This is a genomic window from Streptomyces sp. NPDC055239, from assembly GCF_053606205.1.
On record NZ_JBSGRD010000002.1, the window covers coordinates 441,533 to 458,685 of the forward strand.

A 17,153-nucleotide genomic window follows, 5' to 3' on the forward strand; every position below is an offset into this window, starting at 1 on the left:
GGCATGACGCAATTCCGCCACCCGCCATGACGGACAAGGCAGTGGATAGGGGGACTTGCTCCGGGAACTTTCCGGCGAGGTCAGCTCTCGCTGTCGTTCCCGCGCGAGCGCGCGTAGTGCCGCGACGCCTTCGCGCGGTTGCCGCAGGCCGCCATGGAGCACCAGCGGCGCGTGCCGTTGCGCGAGGTGTCGAAGAAGTGCAGGACGCAGGCGTCGTGGGCGCAGCCGCGGATCCGGTCGGGCGCGGTGGCGAGGAGGTTCAGGTAGTCGCGCGCCGCGAGCCAGGCCGCGCCCCACGCGGGGTCCTCGAACTCGGGCTCCTCGCCGGGGCCTTCCGGGGTGAGGGTCGCGCGGATGCGGCCGCGTCCGAGGACCTCGTCGACGCGCGCGACGCCCGCCGGGTCGCCGGGCGATTCCACGACGGAGGCGAGCGCGTCGCGGGCGCGCAGCACGTTCGCCAGGGTCGGCCCGTCGGCGGCGAAGCGCGTGTCGAGGCCGTTCGCCGCGAGCCAGAGCGCGAGCCCTCCGGTGTCCGTGAGCAGGTCCTGCCGTACGCCGTCGTACATCCAGACGGTGTTGAGCAGGTCGAGGGAGAGCGGCTCGCCGATGAGCGGGCGGGGGTCGTGCGGGGTTCTGGCGACGGGCATGGGCGTTCCCTTCAGCGCTAACCGGTCAAGAGTACGTGACCGGTTGACGAGTTTGGGTCTAACCCTTAATCTCATTTTCAACGGTTAGCGACCAAAGGGAGAGCCATGACGACGTCCACCGCTCCGCGCACCGGCCACATCGGCTTGAACGTCACCGACCTGGAGCGCTCGCTCGCCTTCTACCGGGACGTGCTCGGCTACGGCCTGCTCGCCGAGGGCAAGGAGGAGGGGCGCCGCTACGCCTTCCTGGGGGAGGGGGGCAGCCCCATGCTGACGCTCTGGCAGCAGGCCGACTCCGCGTACTCCGCGCGGAACGCGGGCCTGCACCACCTCGCGATCGAGGTCGACACGATCGAGCGGGTCAGGGAGTACGAGAGTGCTCTGCGGGCGTACGGGGTGGAGTTCGCGTACGAAGGGGTCGTCCCGCACGGCGAGGGCGCGGCGTCCGGCGGGATCTTCTTCCACGACCCTGACGGCACGCGCCTGGAGATCTACAGTCCGTCCGGCGCCGGGGAGTCTGAAGCGCCGATGGCGTCGGCGCCGACGTGCGGCTTCTTCTAGTTTCCGACTGGTTCCGAGAAATGTCCCCCGGCACTTAGGAGAGGCATGACCACCCCGCACGCCCCGTACCACCACGGCTCCCGCACCGTGCAGGACAAGGTAGGCGTGAGAGACCTCGCCGACCACGTGGGCCGCTCCATAGGCCAGGGCATCCGTCCCGTCGCCGCCGCCTTCCTGGAGATCCAGCCCATGCTGGTGATCGGCGGCGCGGACGGGGCGGGCGCCGTGTGGGCCTCGCTGCTCACCGGCGAACCCGGGTTCGTGCGGGCCACAGGGCCGAACCAGATATCGATCGCGGGCGGCGTTCGCCGTGCCGACCCCCTCGCGCGGGCCCTCGCCAAGGAGGGCACCCCCGTGGGCACCATCGCCCTGGATCCCCGCACCCGGCGCCGCATGCGCCTGAACGGCCGGTCGAGGCCCACGCCCCGGGGTCTTGCGATCGAGGCCGATCAGGTCTTCTCGAACTGCCCGAAGTACATCCAGAAGCGGCAGCTTCCGCCCGGTGCCATGCCCGGCCGCCCGTCAGCGCCCCGCCACGGAGTGAAGCTCACCGGCGACCAGCGCGCGTTCCTGGCCGATGCGGACACCTTCTTCCTCGCCACCGTCCACGCGGAAGGCGCCGACGCCAGCCACCGGGGCGGCAACCCCGGCTTCGTCCGTGTCACCTCGCCGTACACGCTGGAGTGGGACGACTTCCCGGGCAACTCCATGTTCCTGTCCCTCGGCAACCTCGCCACCGACCCCCGCGCCGGGCTCCTCTTCCTCGACTGGGTGACCGGCATCAGCCTCCAGCTCACCGGCACGGCCCGCACCGAGTACGGCGACGACGGGGCACGCACCGTCCGCTTCACCCTCACCGAGGTGGTCCAGACCCTCGGCGCGAGCCCCTGGAGCTGGACCTCTCCGGAGTACTCCCCTGCCAATCCCCGCCAGGAGGACTAGCGTCACTCTGTGCATAAAGAACTCCGGGTGGCGGCCTACGCCGTATGCGTGCAGGACGGGCAGCTGCTGCTCGCCCGGTGGGTGGCGGGCGACGGCAGCAAGCGCTGGACGCTGCCCGGCGGCGGGATGGACCACGGTGAGGATCCGTACGACACGGTGATCCGCGAGGCCGACGAGGAGACGGGGTACGCCGTCGAGCCCGTGGCGCTGCTCGGCGTCGACTCGCTGCGTCGGCGCTACCCGCGCAAGCTCGGCGCCGTCGCCGACTTCCACGGCCTGCGGATCGTCTACGAGGCGCGGATCACCGGCGGCGAGCTGCGGCACGAGCGGGACGGTTCCACCGATCTCGCCGCCTGGCACGCCCTTGACGCCGTCCCCGGACTCGACCGGGTCGGGCTCGTCGACATCGGGCTCGACCTGTGGCGCACCCGGCCCGACGACGGACACCTGGCGGTGCCCTCCTGAGGCTCCGCGGCGCCTCGCCTTCCCCGAAAGGTGAACGTGGAGTGACCGCTTCCTCTCCGCCCGGAGAGGGGTGTGTGACCGCGCAGGGTGCCTGATGATCCACGTACGGTGATCGGCGTTGCCCGTTGCTTTCTCGTTAACGCGCAGGTCATCCCGGATGTCAACGATCCAGTACGAGCGGGAAACTCGCCTACTGCGGAGCTCCCCGCGACCACTGCCGACGCGTTCGCAACCGGGGAGACCGCGCCATGTCGCGCATACGCAACGTCGCCACCGCCGCCCAGACCGCCACCCACTCCGCCGTCCGTGCCGTGGACCGCCGGGCCTTCCTCGCGACCACAGCGGCCGTCTCCCTCTCCGCCGGTATCGGATACGCGATGCGGCCCGCGAGCAGCCACGCCGCCACCGCCGGGCCCGCCCCCGTCGCGCTCTCCCGGCAGGCGCCCGCCGCGCCCCTGACGCCCTACCGTGACGGCACCACCCTGCGCACCGTCGCCGCCCCGCGCGGCACCTCCGGCTACCGGCGCCTCGGCGACGGGCCCGCCTGGGACCGGGTGGTCCGCGGTGACCTCGCCGCCGCCAGGAGCGGCCGCGAGGGACGGCGTACCTCGCTCGCCGCGTTCGTCCAGTTCACCGACCTGCACCTGGTCGACGTGCAGCACCCGCTGCGGTACGAGTACCTGCGCGCCCAGACCGCGAGTGCCTGGCGCCCGCAGGAGGCCCTCTCGGTGGCCGGCGCCGTCGCGCTCGTCGAGCGGGTCAACGCGCTGCGCGGCGCGCCCGCCACCGGATCGCCGCTGCACTGCGTGGTGACGACGGGCGACAACACCGACAACAACTCCCGCTCCGAGCTCGACTGGTTCCTCAAGGCCATGAGCGGCGGGCGCATCAACCCCAACACCGGTGATCCGCGCCGCTACGAAGGCGTCCAGGACAGCGGCCTGAAGCTTTACTGGCACCCGGACGACGACCTCCGCGACTCCGACAAGGCCCTCGGCTTCCCGGAGATCGACGGCTTCCTGGACGCGGCGCTCCGCGAGGTCAACAGCCCCGGCCTCGGGCTCCCCTGGTACTCCACCGTCGGCAACCACGACGCACTGCCCGGCGGCTGCTGGGGGCCGGGGGACCCGTACTTCACCGAATTCGCCGTCGGCGGGAAGAAGCTGATGTCCCTCGACGAGTCGCGCGGCGCCGCCCTGTGGAAGGCCGTCAAGAAGGGCCGCGACCCCAAGGGCGCGCAGTTCAAGGAGCTCCTGAAGAGCGAGGCGCGGCGGATGCGCTCGGTCACCCCGGACGAGAGCCGCGCGCCCTTCACCCCCGCCGAGTACGTCAAGGCGCACCTCGACCCGGCGTACAAGGGCCACGGTCCCGCGGGCCACGGCTACACGCAGGAGAACCTCGACGCGGGCACCCAGTACTACTCCTTCCGCATCAGCGAGGACGTACTCGGCATCAGCCTGGACTCGACGGACCCCGGCGGCCACTACGAAGGCTCGCTGGGCAAGGCCCAGATGGACTGGCTTGAGCGGGAGCTGAAGGCGAACGAGGAGAAGGACGGCGGCGGTTCGTACGTCATCGTCTTCAGCCACCACACCAGCAAGACCATGCGCAATCTGCGCCAGGACCCGCAGCGCCCGCGCGAGGCCAGGCACGGAGGCGACGAGGTCGTCGCCCTCCTCGCCCGCCACCGTTCCGTGCTCGCCTGGGTCAACGGCCACAGCCACAAGAACGACATCACCGCGCACCAGACCCCGCAGGGCTCCTTCTGGGAGGTCTCCACGGCCTCGCACATCGACTTCCCGCAGCTGGCCCGCGTGGTGGAACTGAGCGACAACCACGACGGCACGCTCTCCCTCTTCACCACCCTCATCGAGTCGTCGGCTCCGCACCGCACGGATTACGCCGATCTCTCGCAGACCGGCCTCGCCGGGCTCTACCGCGAACTCTCCTTCAACGCCCCTGGTGCCAAGCCCACGCTGGGCGGCGAGCCGGGCGACCGGAACACGGAACTGATCCTCAAGAAGGGCTGAAAACCGCTCAACCCGCGCGAGGCGGTCAACCTCCCCATCGGACCCGCGAGTCCCCCCGGACGTCCGTAAGCAGTGAACAAGGGGGAGAGACATGTCAGGGCGCAAGAGAGGCCTGATGGGTGTGGCCGCGGCAGTGGCCATGACGGTGACGGCGGGAGCGTTCGCGGCCCCGGCACTGGCCGGGACGTCCGGCGGAGGGGGCGGCCACGGGGATCGGCATCGGGCGACGCAGAAGGCCATGGAGGCCGCCGTCAACGAGGACGCCCCCGGCGTGACCGTCCAGGCCAGGGACAAGCGCGGGGCCTGGAACTCGGCCGCGGGCATCGGCGACCTCGAACGGCAGAGCCCGCGCGGCGCCCATGACCGATACCGCGTCGGCAGCATCACCAAGACCTTCGTCTCGACGGTGGTGCTCCAGCTGGTGGCCGAGGGGGAGCTGAGCCTCGACGACAAGGTGGGGCGGTGGCTGCCGGGCGTGGTCGAGGGCCACGGCCACGACGGCGACCGCATCACGGTCCGCCAGCTCCTCAACCACACGAGTGGCATCTTCGACGTGACGGCCGACAAGGGCTTCCAGGACAAGGTGTTCAGCGAGAAGTTCCTCGCGCACCGCTACGACACCTGGACCGCCCAGCAGCAGGTCGCGATCGCCATGCGCCACAAGCCGGACTTCGCGCCGGGCACGGACTGGAACTACTCCAACACCAATTACCTCCTCGCGGGCATGATCATCAAGAAGGTGACGGGGAAGTCGTACGCGCACGAGATCGATCGGCGCATCATCAAGCCGCTCGGTCTGGGCGCCACCAGCGTGCCGTTGACGGACTCCTCGATGCCGAAGCCGAGTTCACGGGCGTACACGAAACTGTCCGACGCCCCGGACGCCAAGAACCACGACGTCACGGAGCTCAACCCGTCGGTGGCGGGCTCGGCGGGCGGGATGATCTCCGACTCGGCTGACCTGAACCGCTTCTACACGGCCCTGCTGCGCGGCAAGCTCCTGCCGAAGAAGCAGCTCGCCGAGATGAGGACAACCGTCGCCAAGGGCGAGGACAACCCCGGCGAGCGGTACGGGCTCGGCCTGGAGAGCCTCAAGACCTCCTGCGGCAAGGTGATCTGGGGGCACGGCGGCGACATCCACGGCTCGTCGTCGATGGCCCTTGCGACTCAGAACGGCCGCCATGCGATCGCCGCGAACTTCAACGGCCCTGACGGCGACCGCCAGGCGATCCTGAACGCGGAGTTCTGCGGGAAGTGACGTAGCGGGAAGTGACGTAGCGCGAAGTGGCATAAGAGGTGCGGGAGTTGCGTACTCGCGTACGAGAAGGGGGCGGGGCCCGTCGTGCGGGTCCCGCCCCCTTCGCTCCCCTCCTGCTCCCCCTGCTCCCCTCCTGCCCCGCTTGCGCGGGTTATCGCGGCAGTACCACCACATACGCCGCCGGATCGCGGTCGGCCGATGCCATCAGGGCGGTCCGCATGACGGTCGCCTGCTGTTCGAGGGACTCGCGCAGTTTCTTGGGCGTCAGGTGGACGACCGTGATGCCGAGCCGCTCCAGGTGCTCGCGCTTGCGGGCGTATGCGGACCACTGCGCGTCGTCGTCCTGCCGGAGGCCGTGGCGGGGGGCCCGTGTGTCCAGCTCCACCGCGACGGCCAGATCGGGCCAGTAGGCGTCGACGCCCCCGAGGTGCGGCCCGCCGGGCAATCGCAGGTCGACGTTCCACAGCGGATCGGGCAGGCCGTGCTCGGCGACCATCTGGTAGAGACGGTCCTCGGCGATGGCACGGCCTTCGGCGAGCAGTGAGTCCACCGCGTCGACGACGTGCGGCCGGGTGAGCAGCTTCGCCTGGTTCAACTCCCGCACGATGGCTGCCGGTTCGCAGTGTCCGCCGCGCACCGCCTCGGTGAGCAGCCTGCGCACCGCGCTCGCCTCGGAGAGTCCGGCGACGGCGTCGGCAAGGGCGCGCGGCACCGGTGCCACCGGAACTCCGGCGATCTGTACGGCGGTCGGCAGCGCCTGGGTCCGCACGAGGCGGACGAACCCGGTGGACCGCAGCCGCCGGGTGCGGGGGATCAGGACGTCGATGCGGTCCAGGGAGAGCAGCGGGGGAGCCGACGAGAAGCGGTGCAGGGTGAGCGCCGCGAGTCCCGTGATCAGGGCGTCGGCGTACGGGGCGTGCGGGGTGCCCGCGCAGGGCTGTGCGGGCACGGTCTTCGCCACCTTGGCCGGTGGCCGCCCCGCGAACAACAGGGCACCGTGCAGGCGCTCTTCACTGGTCGGCGGCCCCGGGTGCAATAGGCAGACCCCCGGGAGCATCTGCTGCCAGGGCCCTTCCGGGCGGCAGTGGGCCGCGACACCGGCGGCGGTGATGCCGCGGGCGCGGAGCTGGGCGGTGCTCATCACGCGGCGCTGGACGTCGGCGAGGTGGTGGAGGGGGCGGGGGGAGAGCGGGGTGTTGTGGTTCATGACCGGGCCATTCCCGCTGCTTATCCATCCCCTAACCGCTGTTACACGCCCGTCGACATAACCGGACAACTCCGCACTAAAGTGCAGACGTTCGACTGCCGAAAAGGTCCGTTTGCGTTGGTTACGTTCCAGGGGTGGCCCTCCCTGTGGTGGGCGCGACGCCGAAGCTGTCGAGCAGCGTTCGACGAGGCGCCCACCAGGGCCGGCCTAGGAGGACGCGGCAGCCGCATCGCAACCCTGCGCCCGCAGCGACCGGGCGAGGTCGTCCCGGGCCTCGAGCACGAGCCGCCGCAGCGCCGGCGCGGCCGGCTCATGGGAGGCGAGCCACGCGTCCGCCGCCTCCAGCGTCCCCTGATCGTCCTGGAGGTGCGGGAAGAGACCCTTCACCACGTCCATTCCGATCTGGATGGACCGCTCGGCCCACACCCGCTCGATGGCGGCGAAGTACTTGGGCGCGTACGGAGCGATCAGCTCACGCTGCGACGACCGTGCGAACCCCGAGATCGTCGCCCCCACCAACGCGTTGGACAGCGAGTCGGACTCCACCACGGAGGCCCACGCCTGCGCCTTGACCGCCTCGGAGGGCCGCGCGGCAAGCAGCCGCACCTGGTGCCGCTTGCCCGAAGCCGTGTCGTCCCGGGTCAGTTCGGCGGCGAGCGTCTGCTCGTCGGCGACGCCGGCCGCGGCCAGCGTCCCGAGGAAGGACCAGCGCAGCTCCTGGTCGACGTCCAGGCCGTCGATCTTCGCCGTCCCTTCGAGGAGGCCCCGCAGCAGCTGGAGATCGGCCTCCGAAGAGGCCACCGCGGCGAAGAACCTCGCCCACGTCAGCTGGTGCTGGCTGCCGGGCTCCGAAACCCGCAGCTCCCGCAGCGCACCCTCGGCGAGCGCGCGCCCGCCCTCCTCGCGCCACTCGGGAGCCGCGTAGAAGGTGAGGGCCGAGTCCGCCCAGGTGTGCAGCATCTGAAGGACGCCGATGTCGCTCTCGCGCCCCGCGAACCGCAGCACGAGCCCGATGAAGTCCCGCGCGGGCATGAGCCCGTCCCGGGTGAGGTTCCACAGCGCCGACCAGCACAGGGCGCGGGCGAGCGGGTCGGTGATGTCGCCCAGGTGCTGCCGCAGCGTGTCGAGGGAGTTCTCGTCGAAGCGGATCTTGCAGTACGTCAGGTCGTCGTCGTTGACCAGGACAAGGTCGGGCGCCTCGGCACCGGCGAGATCGTCGACGGTCGTACGGGGGCCTTCGACGTCGACCTCCGCGCGCGCGTACCGCGCCAGGTCGCCCTCGGGCGTGCGGCGGTAGAGGCCCACGGCCACGCGGTGCGGACGCAGTTCGGGGTGCGACTCGGCGGCTTCCTGGACCACGGAGAGCTCGGTGATCCGTCCCTCCGCGTTCAGGATGACCTGAGGCGTGAGGGAGTTGACGCCCGCCGTCTGGAGCCACGACTGCGACCAGGACGCCATGTCGCGCCCGGAGGTCTCCTCGAGGACCGAGAGGAGGTCGCCGAGCCGGGTGTTCCCGTACGCGTGCCGCTTGAAGTAACGCCGCGCGCCCTCGAGGAACGCGTCACGCCCGACGTAGGCGACGAGCTGCTTCAGGACGCTCGCGCCCTTGGCGTACGTGATCCCGTCGAAGTTGAGCTTGGCGTCCTCCAGGTCGCGGATGTCGGCCGTGACCGGGTGGGTGGAGGGCAGCTGGTCGGCGCGGTAGGCCCACGCCTTGCGGTTGTTGGCGAAGGTGATCCAGCCGTTGGTGAAGCGCGTCGCCTCGACCATCGAGAAGGAGCCCATGAAGTCGGCGAAGGACTCCTTGAGCCACAGGTCGTCCCACCAGCGCATGGTGACGAGGTCGCCGAACCACATGTGCGCCATCTCGTGCAGGATGACGTTGGCCCGGCGCTCGTACGACGCCGTGGTCACCTTGCCGCGGAAGATGAACTCCTCGCGGAAGGTCACGAGGCCGGGGTTCTCCATCGCGCCCAGGTTGTACTCAGGGACGAAGGCCTGGTCGTACTTCCCGAAGGGGTAGGGGTAGTCGAAGTTGTCGTGGAAGAAGTCGAGCCCCTGCTTGGTGACCAGGAAGACGTCGTCCGCGTCGAAGTGCTTGGCGAGCCCCTTCCTGCACAGGGCGCCGAGCGGGATGTCCAGCGTCGTGCCGTCGTCGAAGGTGCGGCTGTAGGAGTCCGTCACATAGTGGTACGGGCCCGCGACGACCGCGGTGATGTAGGTCGAGATCGCCTTCGTCTCGGCGAACTTCCACACCCCGTCGACCAGTTCACCGGAGCCGTTGGACCAGGCGGTCCACCCCTCGGGAGCCTGCACCTCGAAGCGGAAAGGCGCCTTCAGGTCGGGCTGCTCGAAGTTGGCGAAGACGCGGCGCGAGTCCGCGGGCTCGTACTGCGTGTAGAGATAGACCTCGCCGTCCTCCGGGTCGACGAAGCGGTGCATGCCCTCGCCGGTGCGGCTGTAGGCGCACTGGGCGTCCACCACCAGTTCGTTCTCCGCGGCCAGGTCCTCGAGGGTGACCCGGGTGCCGTCGAAGACCTCGGAGGGGTCCAGGTCCTTGCCGTTGAGGGACACCGCGGTGACGCTCGGGGCGATCAGGTCGGCGAAGCTCGTGGCGCCGGGTTCGGCGGAGCGGAAGCGGATGCTGGTGACGGAGCGGAACGTGCGCGGCTCCTGGTCGCTCTCGCCGATCGCGGAGCGCAGGTCGAGAAAGACCTCGTACCCGTCGACGGACAACAGCGCGGCCCTCTCCTGGGCCTCGTCGCGGGAAAGATTCTCACCGGGCACGGGCGGCACTCCTTTGTACTCGCAAGGGAAAGTCGTGGATCGCACGACCTGTACGAATGTCTACGATCCTCGCATGTGCCCCCAGCGCGCGGTATCCGGGAATGCCCAGGTAGATCACTGACGTTCCCCTGGCCAAGCGCGCACGCATTCCCCTAGGGAGAGACATGTCCGAGAACGGCAAGCCCGGCAAGACCCCTGTGGACTTCTGGTTCGACCCGCTGTGCCCGTGGGCCTGGATGACCTCGCGCTGGATGCTGGAGGTGGAGAAGGTCCGTGACGTCGAGGTCCGCTGGCACGTCATGAGCCTCGCCGTACTGAACGAGGACCGGCTCGACGAGCTGCCCGAGGAGTACCGCGACATGCTGGAGACGAAGGCCTGGGGCCCCGTCCGCGTGGTCATCGCCGCCCAGCAGAAGCACGGGGAGGAGCGCATCGGCGAGCTCTACACCGCCCTCGGCACCCGTTTCCACAACCTCGGCGAGGGCCCGACCCGTGAGGCGGTCGTCTCCGCGCTCAAGGACGTCGGCCTGCCCGAGGAGCTCGCGGACTACGCGGACTCGGACGAGTACGACACCGAGCTGCGCGCCTCCCACAAGGAGGGCATCGACAAGGTGGGCCAGGACGTGGGCACGCCCGTCATCGCCGTCCCCGGCGCGGACGGCGAGCAGGTCGCCTTCTTCGGCCCCGTCGTGACGCCCGCGCCCAAGGGCGAGGCGGCGGCGAAGCTGTGGGACGGCACGCTGCTCGTGGCGTCGACGCCGGGCTTCTACGAGATCAAGCGGACGCGTACGCAGGGGCCGATCTTCGACTGAGGCCGTCGGCTAGCGGAACCTCTCGGGCAGGTCCCCGCCGACGCCGGCGTTGCGCGACCGCTGGTAGCGCACGCAGCCTTTGTGGGCGCAGCGTATGTAGTTGTCGACGTTGGTCTCTTCGGTGAGGTTGCGGACTTCGTCCTTCTCCTCGCCGGTGAGGAAACGAAATTCCCGCATCGTGTCGCAGTTCGGGCACTCCCTGTAGGTCATGAACCATCATTCGCCCGGAACCGCACCTACCGAAAGACCCCCGTGAGTCATGTCCTCACGGGGGTCTTTCGTCCATCCGCCCGCCCCGGCGAAAGTTGAGAAGACGATCACGAGGCAGGACGATTCAGAGGGCGATGCGCCTCACGGGCTGAGCAGCAGGCTGTTCACGCGCTGCTTGGCGGCCGCGTAACGCTTCGACACGTCCTGCCAGTTGACGACCTGCCACATGGCCTCGATGAAGTCGACCTTCTGGTTCTTGTACTGCAGGTAGAAGGCGTGCTCCCAGGCGTCGAAGACCAGGATCGGCGTCGAGCCCTGGCCGACGTTGCCCTGGTGGTCGTAGACCTGCTCGACGATGAGGCGGTTGCTCAGCGGCTCGTAGGCGAGCACGCCCCAGCCCGAGCCCTGCGTGGTCGCCGAGGCCTTGGTCAGCTGGGCCTTGAACTTGGCGAAGGAGCCGAAGGACTCGGTGATCGCGTCCGCGAGGTCACCGACACCGTCCGCGGCCAGCGGCTCACCGCCGCCGCCGTCCTTCGGGCTGTTCATGTTGTGCCAGTAAATGCTGTGCAGGATGTGGCCGGAGAGGTGGAAGGCCAGGTTCTTCTCCAGGCCGTTGATCGCGCCCCAGGTCTCCTTGTCGCGCGCCTCCTCCAACTGCTCAAGGGTGTCGTTCGCGCCCTTCACGTACGCAGCGTGGTGCTTGTCGTGGTGCAGCTCGACGATCTGGGGGTTGATGACCGGCTCGAGCGCCGCGTAGTCGTACGGAAGTTCTGGAAGCGTGTAAATGGCCATGTCCGAGCCCTCCGACTGCTGCTCTGCTGGTGCTGCTCTTCTTTAGTGCAACGCTTATTGCAACCTATATGCAAGTGCAGGCTAGCAGCAGGAGGGGTCCGGAGTTGATCAGCCCTTCGTCCTAGGACCGGGGTTGCGGGCAATGCCGGACACAACGCGAGAGGGCCCCGAGTCCGTCGACTCGGGGCCCTCTCGCGCAACAAGGCATCGCTACTCGGCGGCGACCGCCGCGCGCTCCGCGATCTTCTGCCGCGCGAATCCGATCGCGGCCAGGATCAAGGTGAGGACGCCCGTCGCGAGCAACTGCTTGCGCGTGTCGGGCTGCTGCGTCATCAGGTAGAAGATGTACGCCATCGCTACGAGCGCCACCCACGTCAGGACCGGGTAGCCCCACATCTTCACGACCAGCTTCTCGGGCTCCTCGCGCTCCGTCCTGCGGCGCAGGATCAGCTGGGATGCGGCGATGAAGATCCAGACGACCAGGATCATCGCGCCGATCATGTTCAGGAGCCACGGGAAGACGTCGTCGGGGCGCCAGTAGCTGAGCAGCACGCAGACGAAGCCGAAGACCGAGGACGCGAGGACCGCGAGGCGCGGGACGCCGCTGTAGATACGGCCGAGCGCCTTGGGGCCCTGGCCGCGTGCGATCAGGGAGTACGACATGCGCGACGCACCGTAGATATTGGCGTTCATCGCGGAGAGCAGGGCGATCAGGACGATGACGTTCATGATCTGACCGGCGCCGGGGATACCCAGGTGGTCGAGCGTGGCGACGTACGGGCCCTTCGCCACGACCTCCTCGTTGTCCCACGGGAGCAGCGTGACGACGACGAGCATCGAGCCGACGTAGAAGACGGCGATGCGCCACATCGCCGTGCGCACGGCCTTGGCGATGCTCTTGACCGGATTCTCGGACTCCGCGGCCGCGATGGTGACGGTTTCCAGACCGCCGTACGCGAAGACGGACGCGAGGAGGCCGATGATCAGGCCGTCCGTGCCGTTCGGCATGAAGCCGCCCGCGCCGGTGAGGTTGTCCGTGCCGGGAGCCGAGACGTCCGAGCCGGGCAGCAGGCCGAGGATCGCCAGGACGCCGATGCCCAGGAAGAGCGCGATCGCGCCGACCTTCAACGCGGCGAACCAGAACTCGAACTCGCCGAAGTTCTTCACGGCGGCGAGGTTGGCCCCGCAGAACACCAGCATGAAGAGGGCGACCCAGGCCCACTCGGGGCTGTCGGGGAACCAGCCCACCATGATCTTCGCGGCGCCGATGCCCTCGAGGCCGACGGCGACGCAGAGCAGGAACCAGAAGCCCCAGCCCGCCGTGAAGCCCGCCCAGGGGCCGATCGCCCGCTCGGCGTGGACCGAGAAGGAGCCGGACGCCGGGTTGGCCGCCGACATCTCGCCGAGCATGCGCATCACGAGCATGACGAGCGCGCCGGATATCGCGTAGGCGAGGACGATCGAGGGACCGGCCGCGGCGATGCCCGCTCCGGAGCCCACGAAGAGTCCGGCGCCGATCACGCCGCCGAGGGCGATCATGGACAGATGCCGCTGCTTGAGGCCGTGGACGAGCGGCGAATCGACGTGGTGAGCCGGGTCGTGTGCTGCGTCCTTGGGGGTGTCCTGGGGAGCGGACATCCGTGACATGGGCGTGCCCTGTTCAGTAGCTGAAGTGGGGGGAGCGAGCGGCCCACAGTCTGAAGTCCTACGCCGCTGACAGGGAACACCCGACCGCTATACGGACACGACGCTCACACGTTGTGAAGAGACGGGCACGAAATGTTCACGCCCGTTTCCCCCGCGCCTCGCGCCACTCCCGCAGCCCCGCGACCGCGAGCACGAGCCCCGTCGCACCCGCCGACCACAGCAGCTGCGGCCGAGCCCCGTCATCGGTCAGCATCAGCCCGAGCACGGCGGCCATCGCCGCGAGCGCCGCCCACGTCAGATAGGGGAACGCCCACATCCGCAGGACGAGCCGCTCCGGTGCCTCACGCTCGATGCGGCGGCGAAGGCGCAGCTGCGAGACCGCGATCAGCGCCCACACGAAGAGGAGCACCGCGCCGACCGAGTTGAGCATGTAGAGGAAGACCGAGTCGGGCCACTTCAGATTGAGTACGACGGACACGAAGCCGAAGGCCACCGAGGCGAGCACGGCCCGCCGGGGCACTCCGCCGCCCGACACCTTCAGGAGGGCCTTGGGGCCCTCGCCGCGCTCGGCGAGCGAGAAGATCATCCGGGACGAGCCGTAGAGGTTGGCGTTCAGCGCCGAGAGCAGCGCCACGAACACCACGATGTTCATGATCGTGCCCGCGGACGGCACACCGATCGAGTCGAGGACCTTCACATACGGACTGACGCCCGCCTTCTGCGCCGTCCACGGCAGCACCGTCACGATGACCAGCATCGACCCGACGTAGAAGAAGAGGATGCGGTAGACGGCGCTGCGCACCGCGCGGGCCACCGAGCGCACCGGGTCGTCGGACTCGGCGGCGGCGATCGTCACGACCTCAAGACCGCCGAAGGCGAAGACCACGGCGAGCACCCCGGAGATGACGCCCTCCCAGCCGTTCGGCAGGAACCCGCCGTGCCCGGTGAGGTTGGTGAGGCCCGCGGGCTCCCCAGAGGAATTCGACGCAGCGGGCAGCACCCCGAAGATCGCGAGCAGCCCGAGGACCAGGAACGCGACGATCGCGAAGACCTTCAGCGTGGCGAACCAGAACTCGAACTCGCCGAAGTTCTTCACGGCGGCGAGGTTGGCCGCCGTGAACACCAGCATGAAGATGAGCACCCAGGCCCACTGCGGAACGCCCGGCGCCCAGCCGTTGGCGATCTGCGCGGCGCCGGTCGCCTCCACGGCGAGCACGACCACGAGCAGGAACCAGTAGAGCCACCCGACGCTGAACCCCGCCCAGCGGCCCATCGCGCGCTCGGCGTGCACGGAGAAGGACCCGGACGCGGGCATCGCGGCCGACATCTCGCCCAGCATCCGCATCACGCACATCGCGAGCGCACCGGCGATGAGATACGAGACGACGATGCCGGGCCCGGCGACGGCGATCCCGGCTCCGGAGCCGACGAAAAGGCCCGCTCCGATGACTCCGCCGAGCCCGAGCATGGTCAGATGCCGCTGCTTCAGGCCTCCGCCGAGGGGTTCGGTTCCCCCTGCCGCGCCCACGCCTGAGGGAGCCGATTCATCGGGGGGTGCTTCGTGCATGGTGCTCAGGCTGCTCTCGGGATCACAAAGGCTTGGCGGGAACCTACAGTGTCGCCGGGCCAGGACCTCCCGCGCAAAGCAGGCCCACATCGCCGCTCACCTCAGTGACGAGCATCACGCCCCCCGCAGGGGTACACCCCGCACTTTGTACAGAGCCCACCACTGGAGCCCCCGGCACCTTGTAACCCGTCACCGATGTTGGGCGCCCCCGCCTGAGATAGCGTCGCTGGGTCCCATCTGCCCGTCCCATACCCCGCGGAGTCCCGATGAGCATCGCCGCCGTCTCTTCCCGTCCCGGCCAGGTCCTCGCGGACCTGCTCCCCGCGTCCCGCGCGAAGGACGCGGCCTTCGTCCTCGGCGGCGCCGCCCTCACCGGCATAGCGGCCCAGATCGCCCTGCCCGTCCCGGGCTCCCCCGTACCGGTGACGGGGCAGACCTTCGCCGCCCTCCTCGTCGGTACCGCGCTCGGCGCCCGCCGCGGCTTCCTCTCCCTCGCCGTGTACGCCCTCGTCGGCATGGCGGGCATGCCCTGGTTCGCGGAGGCGGGCTCCGGCGTCGCCGCGCCGTCCCTCGGCTACGTTCTGGGCATGCTGCTCGCCGCCACCGTGGTCGGCGCCCTCGCGCGCCGCGGCGGCGACCGTTCGGTCCTGCGCACGGCGGGCACGATGGTGCTCGGCTCCGCGATCATCTACGCGGTCGGCGTCCCCTACCTCGCCGCCGCGACCGGCATGTCGCTGACCCAGGCCGTCGCCGCCGGATTCACGCCCTTCCTGATCGGCGACGTCCTCAAGGCCGCGCTCGCGATGGGCGCGCTGCCCACCGCGTGGAAGCTGCTCGACCGCTAGGGCCTCTCACCGATGCCGTAGTTCCGCCTGAAGAGGTTCGCCGGGTCGTACGTGGCCTTCAGTTCGGCGAGCCTCTTCTGCGTACCGGCGTCGTACAGTCCGTCGGGCCGGTCGCCCGCGCCGAAGGCGAAGTTGAGCAACCGCCCCGCCGTATCCGGCGCGAAAAGACCGAAGGCCCGTGCCTGCACGGACTGCACCGCATCGAGGTCGGTGCCCTCGAACGGCGAGAGCACCCGCACCAGCCACCCCGCATCCCGGTACGGCATCGCGTTCCCCGAGCCGCCCACAGGCTTCGCGAGCGCCCCGCCCAACTGGTTGATCTGGACGACGTGCATCGCATCGGCGGCCGGCCCTGTCAGTGTGAACAGCTCACTCGCCGCCGCGAGATCCAGCTCGCCCACCACCACGCTGTCCCCGTAGTAGGAGTGCGGGAAGTCAGGGTCGCTGTGGATCGTGTGGCTGTCGGTGTACGGCATCTCCCGCACCGAGTCCGACACCACGGGCCCGATCTCCCGCAGCGGCGCGACAAGCAGCTCGCCCGCCGCCTCCGAGCCCGTGTAGGCGACCCGGACCGTGACGAGATAGCGGCCCCGCAGATGCGGCGGCAGCTGAGGGATGTCCGGGTAGACGAGGGCCGCCACCGACGAGGTCACCTCGTCGGGCACCGTCCGCGTCCACTCCTCGTACGCCCGAAGGACCCGGCCGGGGTCGACCTCGTACCCGTCGAACTCGATCGCCCCGCCGTACAGCCGCGCCACCGGCACCAGGCCGATCTCCAGGGCCGTCACCACCCCCAGGTTCGCGCCCCCGCCGAGCAGCCCCCAGAACAGCTCGGGCTGGGTCCGCGCCGTCACGTGCCGCAGCTCGCCGTCCGCGGTGACCACGTCGAGCCACCGCACGTGGTCGGCCGCGTACCCGAACTCCCTGGCCAGGATGCCGAGGCCGCCGCCAAGTGTGTACGAGACGGCGCCCACGCCCGGCGCCGAACCGTTCAGCGGCGCGAGCCCGTGCGCCGCGGCGGCCTCGACGACCTGGGCCCAGCGGACACCCGCGCCCACGGTCACCGTGCGCGCGTCGGCGTCGATCCGGACGGAGTCCATCCGCCGCGTGCTGATCAGGACGCCGCCCTCCGAGGACCCCGGAAGCCCGTGCCCCGTGGCCTGCACGCCGATGGGAAGGCCCGCGTCAGCGGCGTACGACACGGCGGCGACGACGTCGTCCGCGCTCTCGGCCGCGAACACGATCGCGGGCCGCTGCGCGAAACCGGTCTGGAACCCGGCGGTCTCCTCGTCGTACCCGTCGTCGCCGGGCCGGAACACGAGTCGCTGATCGGTGAAGTCCACGGTGATCCTCCAGGAAGTCCTTGCTGACGCATCAGAGGTT

The 17,153-nt window shown here is 69.8% G+C and carries 15 protein-coding genes; 7 read left to right on the forward strand and 8 right to left on the reverse strand.

Annotation, left to right across the window (positions count from 1 at the left end):
• Nucleotides 1-80: 80 nt before the first annotated feature.
• Nucleotides 81-647, reverse strand: a complete 567-nt coding sequence (locus ACWFRJ_RS08155) for a CGNR zinc finger domain-containing protein (protein ID WP_453525655.1) — start codon at nt 645-647, stop codon at nt 81-83.
• Nucleotides 648-752: 105 nt separating this feature from the next.
• On the opposite strand from ACWFRJ_RS08155, the gene ACWFRJ_RS08160 reads away from it, so the two are divergent.
• The 5 genes from ACWFRJ_RS08160 to ACWFRJ_RS08180 all read left to right on the forward strand — a co-directional run bounded on the left by ACWFRJ_RS08160 (nt 753) and on the right by ACWFRJ_RS08180 (nt 5,903).
• Nucleotides 753-1,208, forward strand: a complete 456-nt coding sequence (locus ACWFRJ_RS08160) for a VOC family protein (protein ID WP_453525658.1) — start codon at nt 753-755, stop codon at nt 1,206-1,208.
• A 45-nt stretch (nt 1,209-1,253) separates the two neighbouring features.
• A complete protein-coding gene (locus ACWFRJ_RS08165) occupies nt 1,254-2,150 on the forward strand; it encodes a pyridoxamine 5'-phosphate oxidase family protein (RefSeq protein WP_453525661.1) in 897 nt (298 codons plus the stop codon).
• A 9-nt stretch (nt 2,151-2,159) separates the two neighbouring features.
• Nucleotides 2,160-2,615 carry an NUDIX hydrolase gene (locus ACWFRJ_RS08170; protein ID WP_453525664.1) on the forward strand — a complete coding sequence of 152 codons (456 nt, stop codon included), beginning with the start codon at nt 2,160-2,162 and terminating at the stop codon, nt 2,613-2,615.
• Nucleotides 2,616-2,863: 248 nt separating this feature from the next.
• Nucleotides 2,864-4,645, forward strand: coding sequence for a TIGR03767 family metallophosphoesterase (locus tag ACWFRJ_RS08175; RefSeq protein WP_453525667.1), 1,782 nt, complete (start codon nt 2,864-2,866; stop codon nt 4,643-4,645).
• Between the two features lie 91 nt (nt 4,646-4,736).
• Entirely contained in the window at nt 4,737-5,903 is a 1,167-nt protein-coding gene (locus ACWFRJ_RS08180) for a serine hydrolase domain-containing protein (RefSeq protein ID WP_453525670.1), read from the forward strand.
• Nucleotides 5,904-6,054: 151 nt separating this feature from the next.
• Here the strand turns inward: ACWFRJ_RS08180 and ACWFRJ_RS08185 are convergent, their stop codons facing one another.
• Both ACWFRJ_RS08185 and pepN read right to left on the reverse strand, forming a co-directional pair.
• The gene (locus ACWFRJ_RS08185; RefSeq protein ID WP_453525673.1) at nt 6,055-7,110 is read right to left on the reverse strand and encodes a hypothetical protein; all 1,056 of its coding nucleotides are present in this window, start codon (nt 7,108-7,110) and stop codon (nt 6,055-6,057) included.
• Nucleotides 7,111-7,317: 207 nt separating this feature from the next.
• Nucleotides 7,318-9,897 carry an aminopeptidase N gene (gene pepN, locus ACWFRJ_RS08190; protein WP_453525675.1) on the reverse strand — a complete coding sequence of 860 codons (2,580 nt, stop codon included), beginning with the start codon at nt 9,895-9,897 and terminating at the stop codon, nt 7,318-7,320.
• Between the two features lie 164 nt (nt 9,898-10,061).
• Between pepN and ACWFRJ_RS08195 the strand changes: the two genes are divergently transcribed.
• Nucleotides 10,062-10,709 carry a mycothiol-dependent nitroreductase Rv2466c family protein gene (locus tag ACWFRJ_RS08195; RefSeq protein ID WP_453525678.1) on the forward strand — a complete coding sequence of 216 codons (648 nt, stop codon included), beginning with the start codon at nt 10,062-10,064 and terminating at the stop codon, nt 10,707-10,709.
• 9 nt (nt 10,710-10,718) lie between these two features.
• On the opposite strand, the gene ACWFRJ_RS08200 is transcribed toward ACWFRJ_RS08195, so the two are convergent.
• The 4 genes from ACWFRJ_RS08200 to ACWFRJ_RS08215 all read right to left on the reverse strand — a co-directional run bounded on the left by ACWFRJ_RS08200 (nt 10,719) and on the right by ACWFRJ_RS08215 (nt 14,925).
• Complete coding sequence (locus ACWFRJ_RS08200; protein WP_453525681.1) at nt 10,719-10,919, reverse strand: hypothetical protein; 201 nt, start codon at nt 10,917-10,919, stop codon at nt 10,719-10,721.
• A gap of 141 nt (nt 10,920-11,060) precedes the next feature.
• Nucleotides 11,061-11,711, reverse strand: a complete 651-nt coding sequence (locus tag ACWFRJ_RS08205) for a superoxide dismutase (RefSeq protein ID WP_383281529.1) — start codon at nt 11,709-11,711, stop codon at nt 11,061-11,063.
• Nucleotides 11,712-11,921: 210 nt separating this feature from the next.
• Complete coding sequence (locus ACWFRJ_RS08210) at nt 11,922-13,358, reverse strand: amino acid permease (RefSeq protein ID WP_453525684.1); 1,437 nt, start codon at nt 13,356-13,358, stop codon at nt 11,922-11,924.
• A gap of 136 nt (nt 13,359-13,494) precedes the next feature.
• Nucleotides 13,495-14,925 carry an amino acid permease gene (locus ACWFRJ_RS08215; protein WP_453525687.1) on the reverse strand — a complete coding sequence of 477 codons (1,431 nt, stop codon included), beginning with the start codon at nt 14,923-14,925 and terminating at the stop codon, nt 13,495-13,497.
• A gap of 266 nt (nt 14,926-15,191) precedes the next feature.
• On the opposite strand from ACWFRJ_RS08215, the gene ACWFRJ_RS08220 reads away from it, so the two are divergent.
• Nucleotides 15,192-15,770: a biotin transporter BioY gene (locus ACWFRJ_RS08220; RefSeq protein ID WP_453525690.1), complete on the forward strand. Its 579-nt coding sequence runs from the start codon at nt 15,192-15,194 to the stop codon at nt 15,768-15,770.
• Here ACWFRJ_RS08220 and ACWFRJ_RS08225 read toward each other — a convergent pair.
• Nucleotides 15,767-17,113: an FAD-binding oxidoreductase gene (locus ACWFRJ_RS08225; RefSeq protein ID WP_453525693.1), complete on the reverse strand. Its 1,347-nt coding sequence runs from the start codon at nt 17,111-17,113 to the stop codon at nt 15,767-15,769. The two genes, ACWFRJ_RS08220 and ACWFRJ_RS08225, sit on opposite strands and share 4 nt — an antisense overlap.
• Nucleotides 17,114-17,153 lie beyond the last annotated feature (40 nt).

Bases quoted from the DNA above. Each gene is read 5' to 3' on its own strand.
- ACWFRJ_RS08155 (WP_453525655.1), bottom strand. From the start codon at position 647: ATGCCCGTCGCCAGAACCCCGCACGACCCCCGCCCGCTCATCGGCGAG.
- ACWFRJ_RS08160 (WP_453525658.1), top strand. From the start codon at position 753: ATGACGACGTCCACCGCTCCGCGCACCGGCCACATCGGCTTGAACGTC.
- ACWFRJ_RS08165 (WP_453525661.1), top strand. From the start codon at position 1,254: ATGACCACCCCGCACGCCCCGTACCACCACGGCTCCCGCACCGTGCAG.
- ACWFRJ_RS08175 (WP_453525667.1), top strand. From the start codon at position 2,864: ATGTCGCGCATACGCAACGTCGCCACCGCCGCCCAGACCGCCACCCAC.
- ACWFRJ_RS08180 (WP_453525670.1), top strand. From the start codon at position 4,737: ATGTCAGGGCGCAAGAGAGGCCTGATGGGTGTGGCCGCGGCAGTGGCC.
- ACWFRJ_RS08185 (WP_453525673.1), bottom strand. From the start codon at position 7,110: ATGAACCACAACACCCCGCTCTCCCCCCGCCCCCTCCACCACCTCGCC.
- ACWFRJ_RS08195 (WP_453525678.1), top strand. From the start codon at position 10,062: ATGTCCGAGAACGGCAAGCCCGGCAAGACCCCTGTGGACTTCTGGTTC.
- ACWFRJ_RS08200 (WP_453525681.1), bottom strand. From the start codon at position 10,919: ATGACCTACAGGGAGTGCCCGAACTGCGACACGATGCGGGAATTTCGT.
- ACWFRJ_RS08205 (WP_383281529.1), bottom strand. From the start codon at position 11,711: ATGGCCATTTACACGCTTCCAGAACTTCCGTACGACTACGCGGCGCTC.
- ACWFRJ_RS08210 (WP_453525684.1), bottom strand. From the start codon at position 13,358: ATGTCACGGATGTCCGCTCCCCAGGACACCCCCAAGGACGCAGCACAC.
- ACWFRJ_RS08215 (WP_453525687.1), bottom strand. From the start codon at position 14,925: ATGCACGAAGCACCCCCCGATGAATCGGCTCCCTCAGGCGTGGGCGCG.
- ACWFRJ_RS08220 (WP_453525690.1), top strand. From the start codon at position 15,192: ATGAGCATCGCCGCCGTCTCTTCCCGTCCCGGCCAGGTCCTCGCGGAC.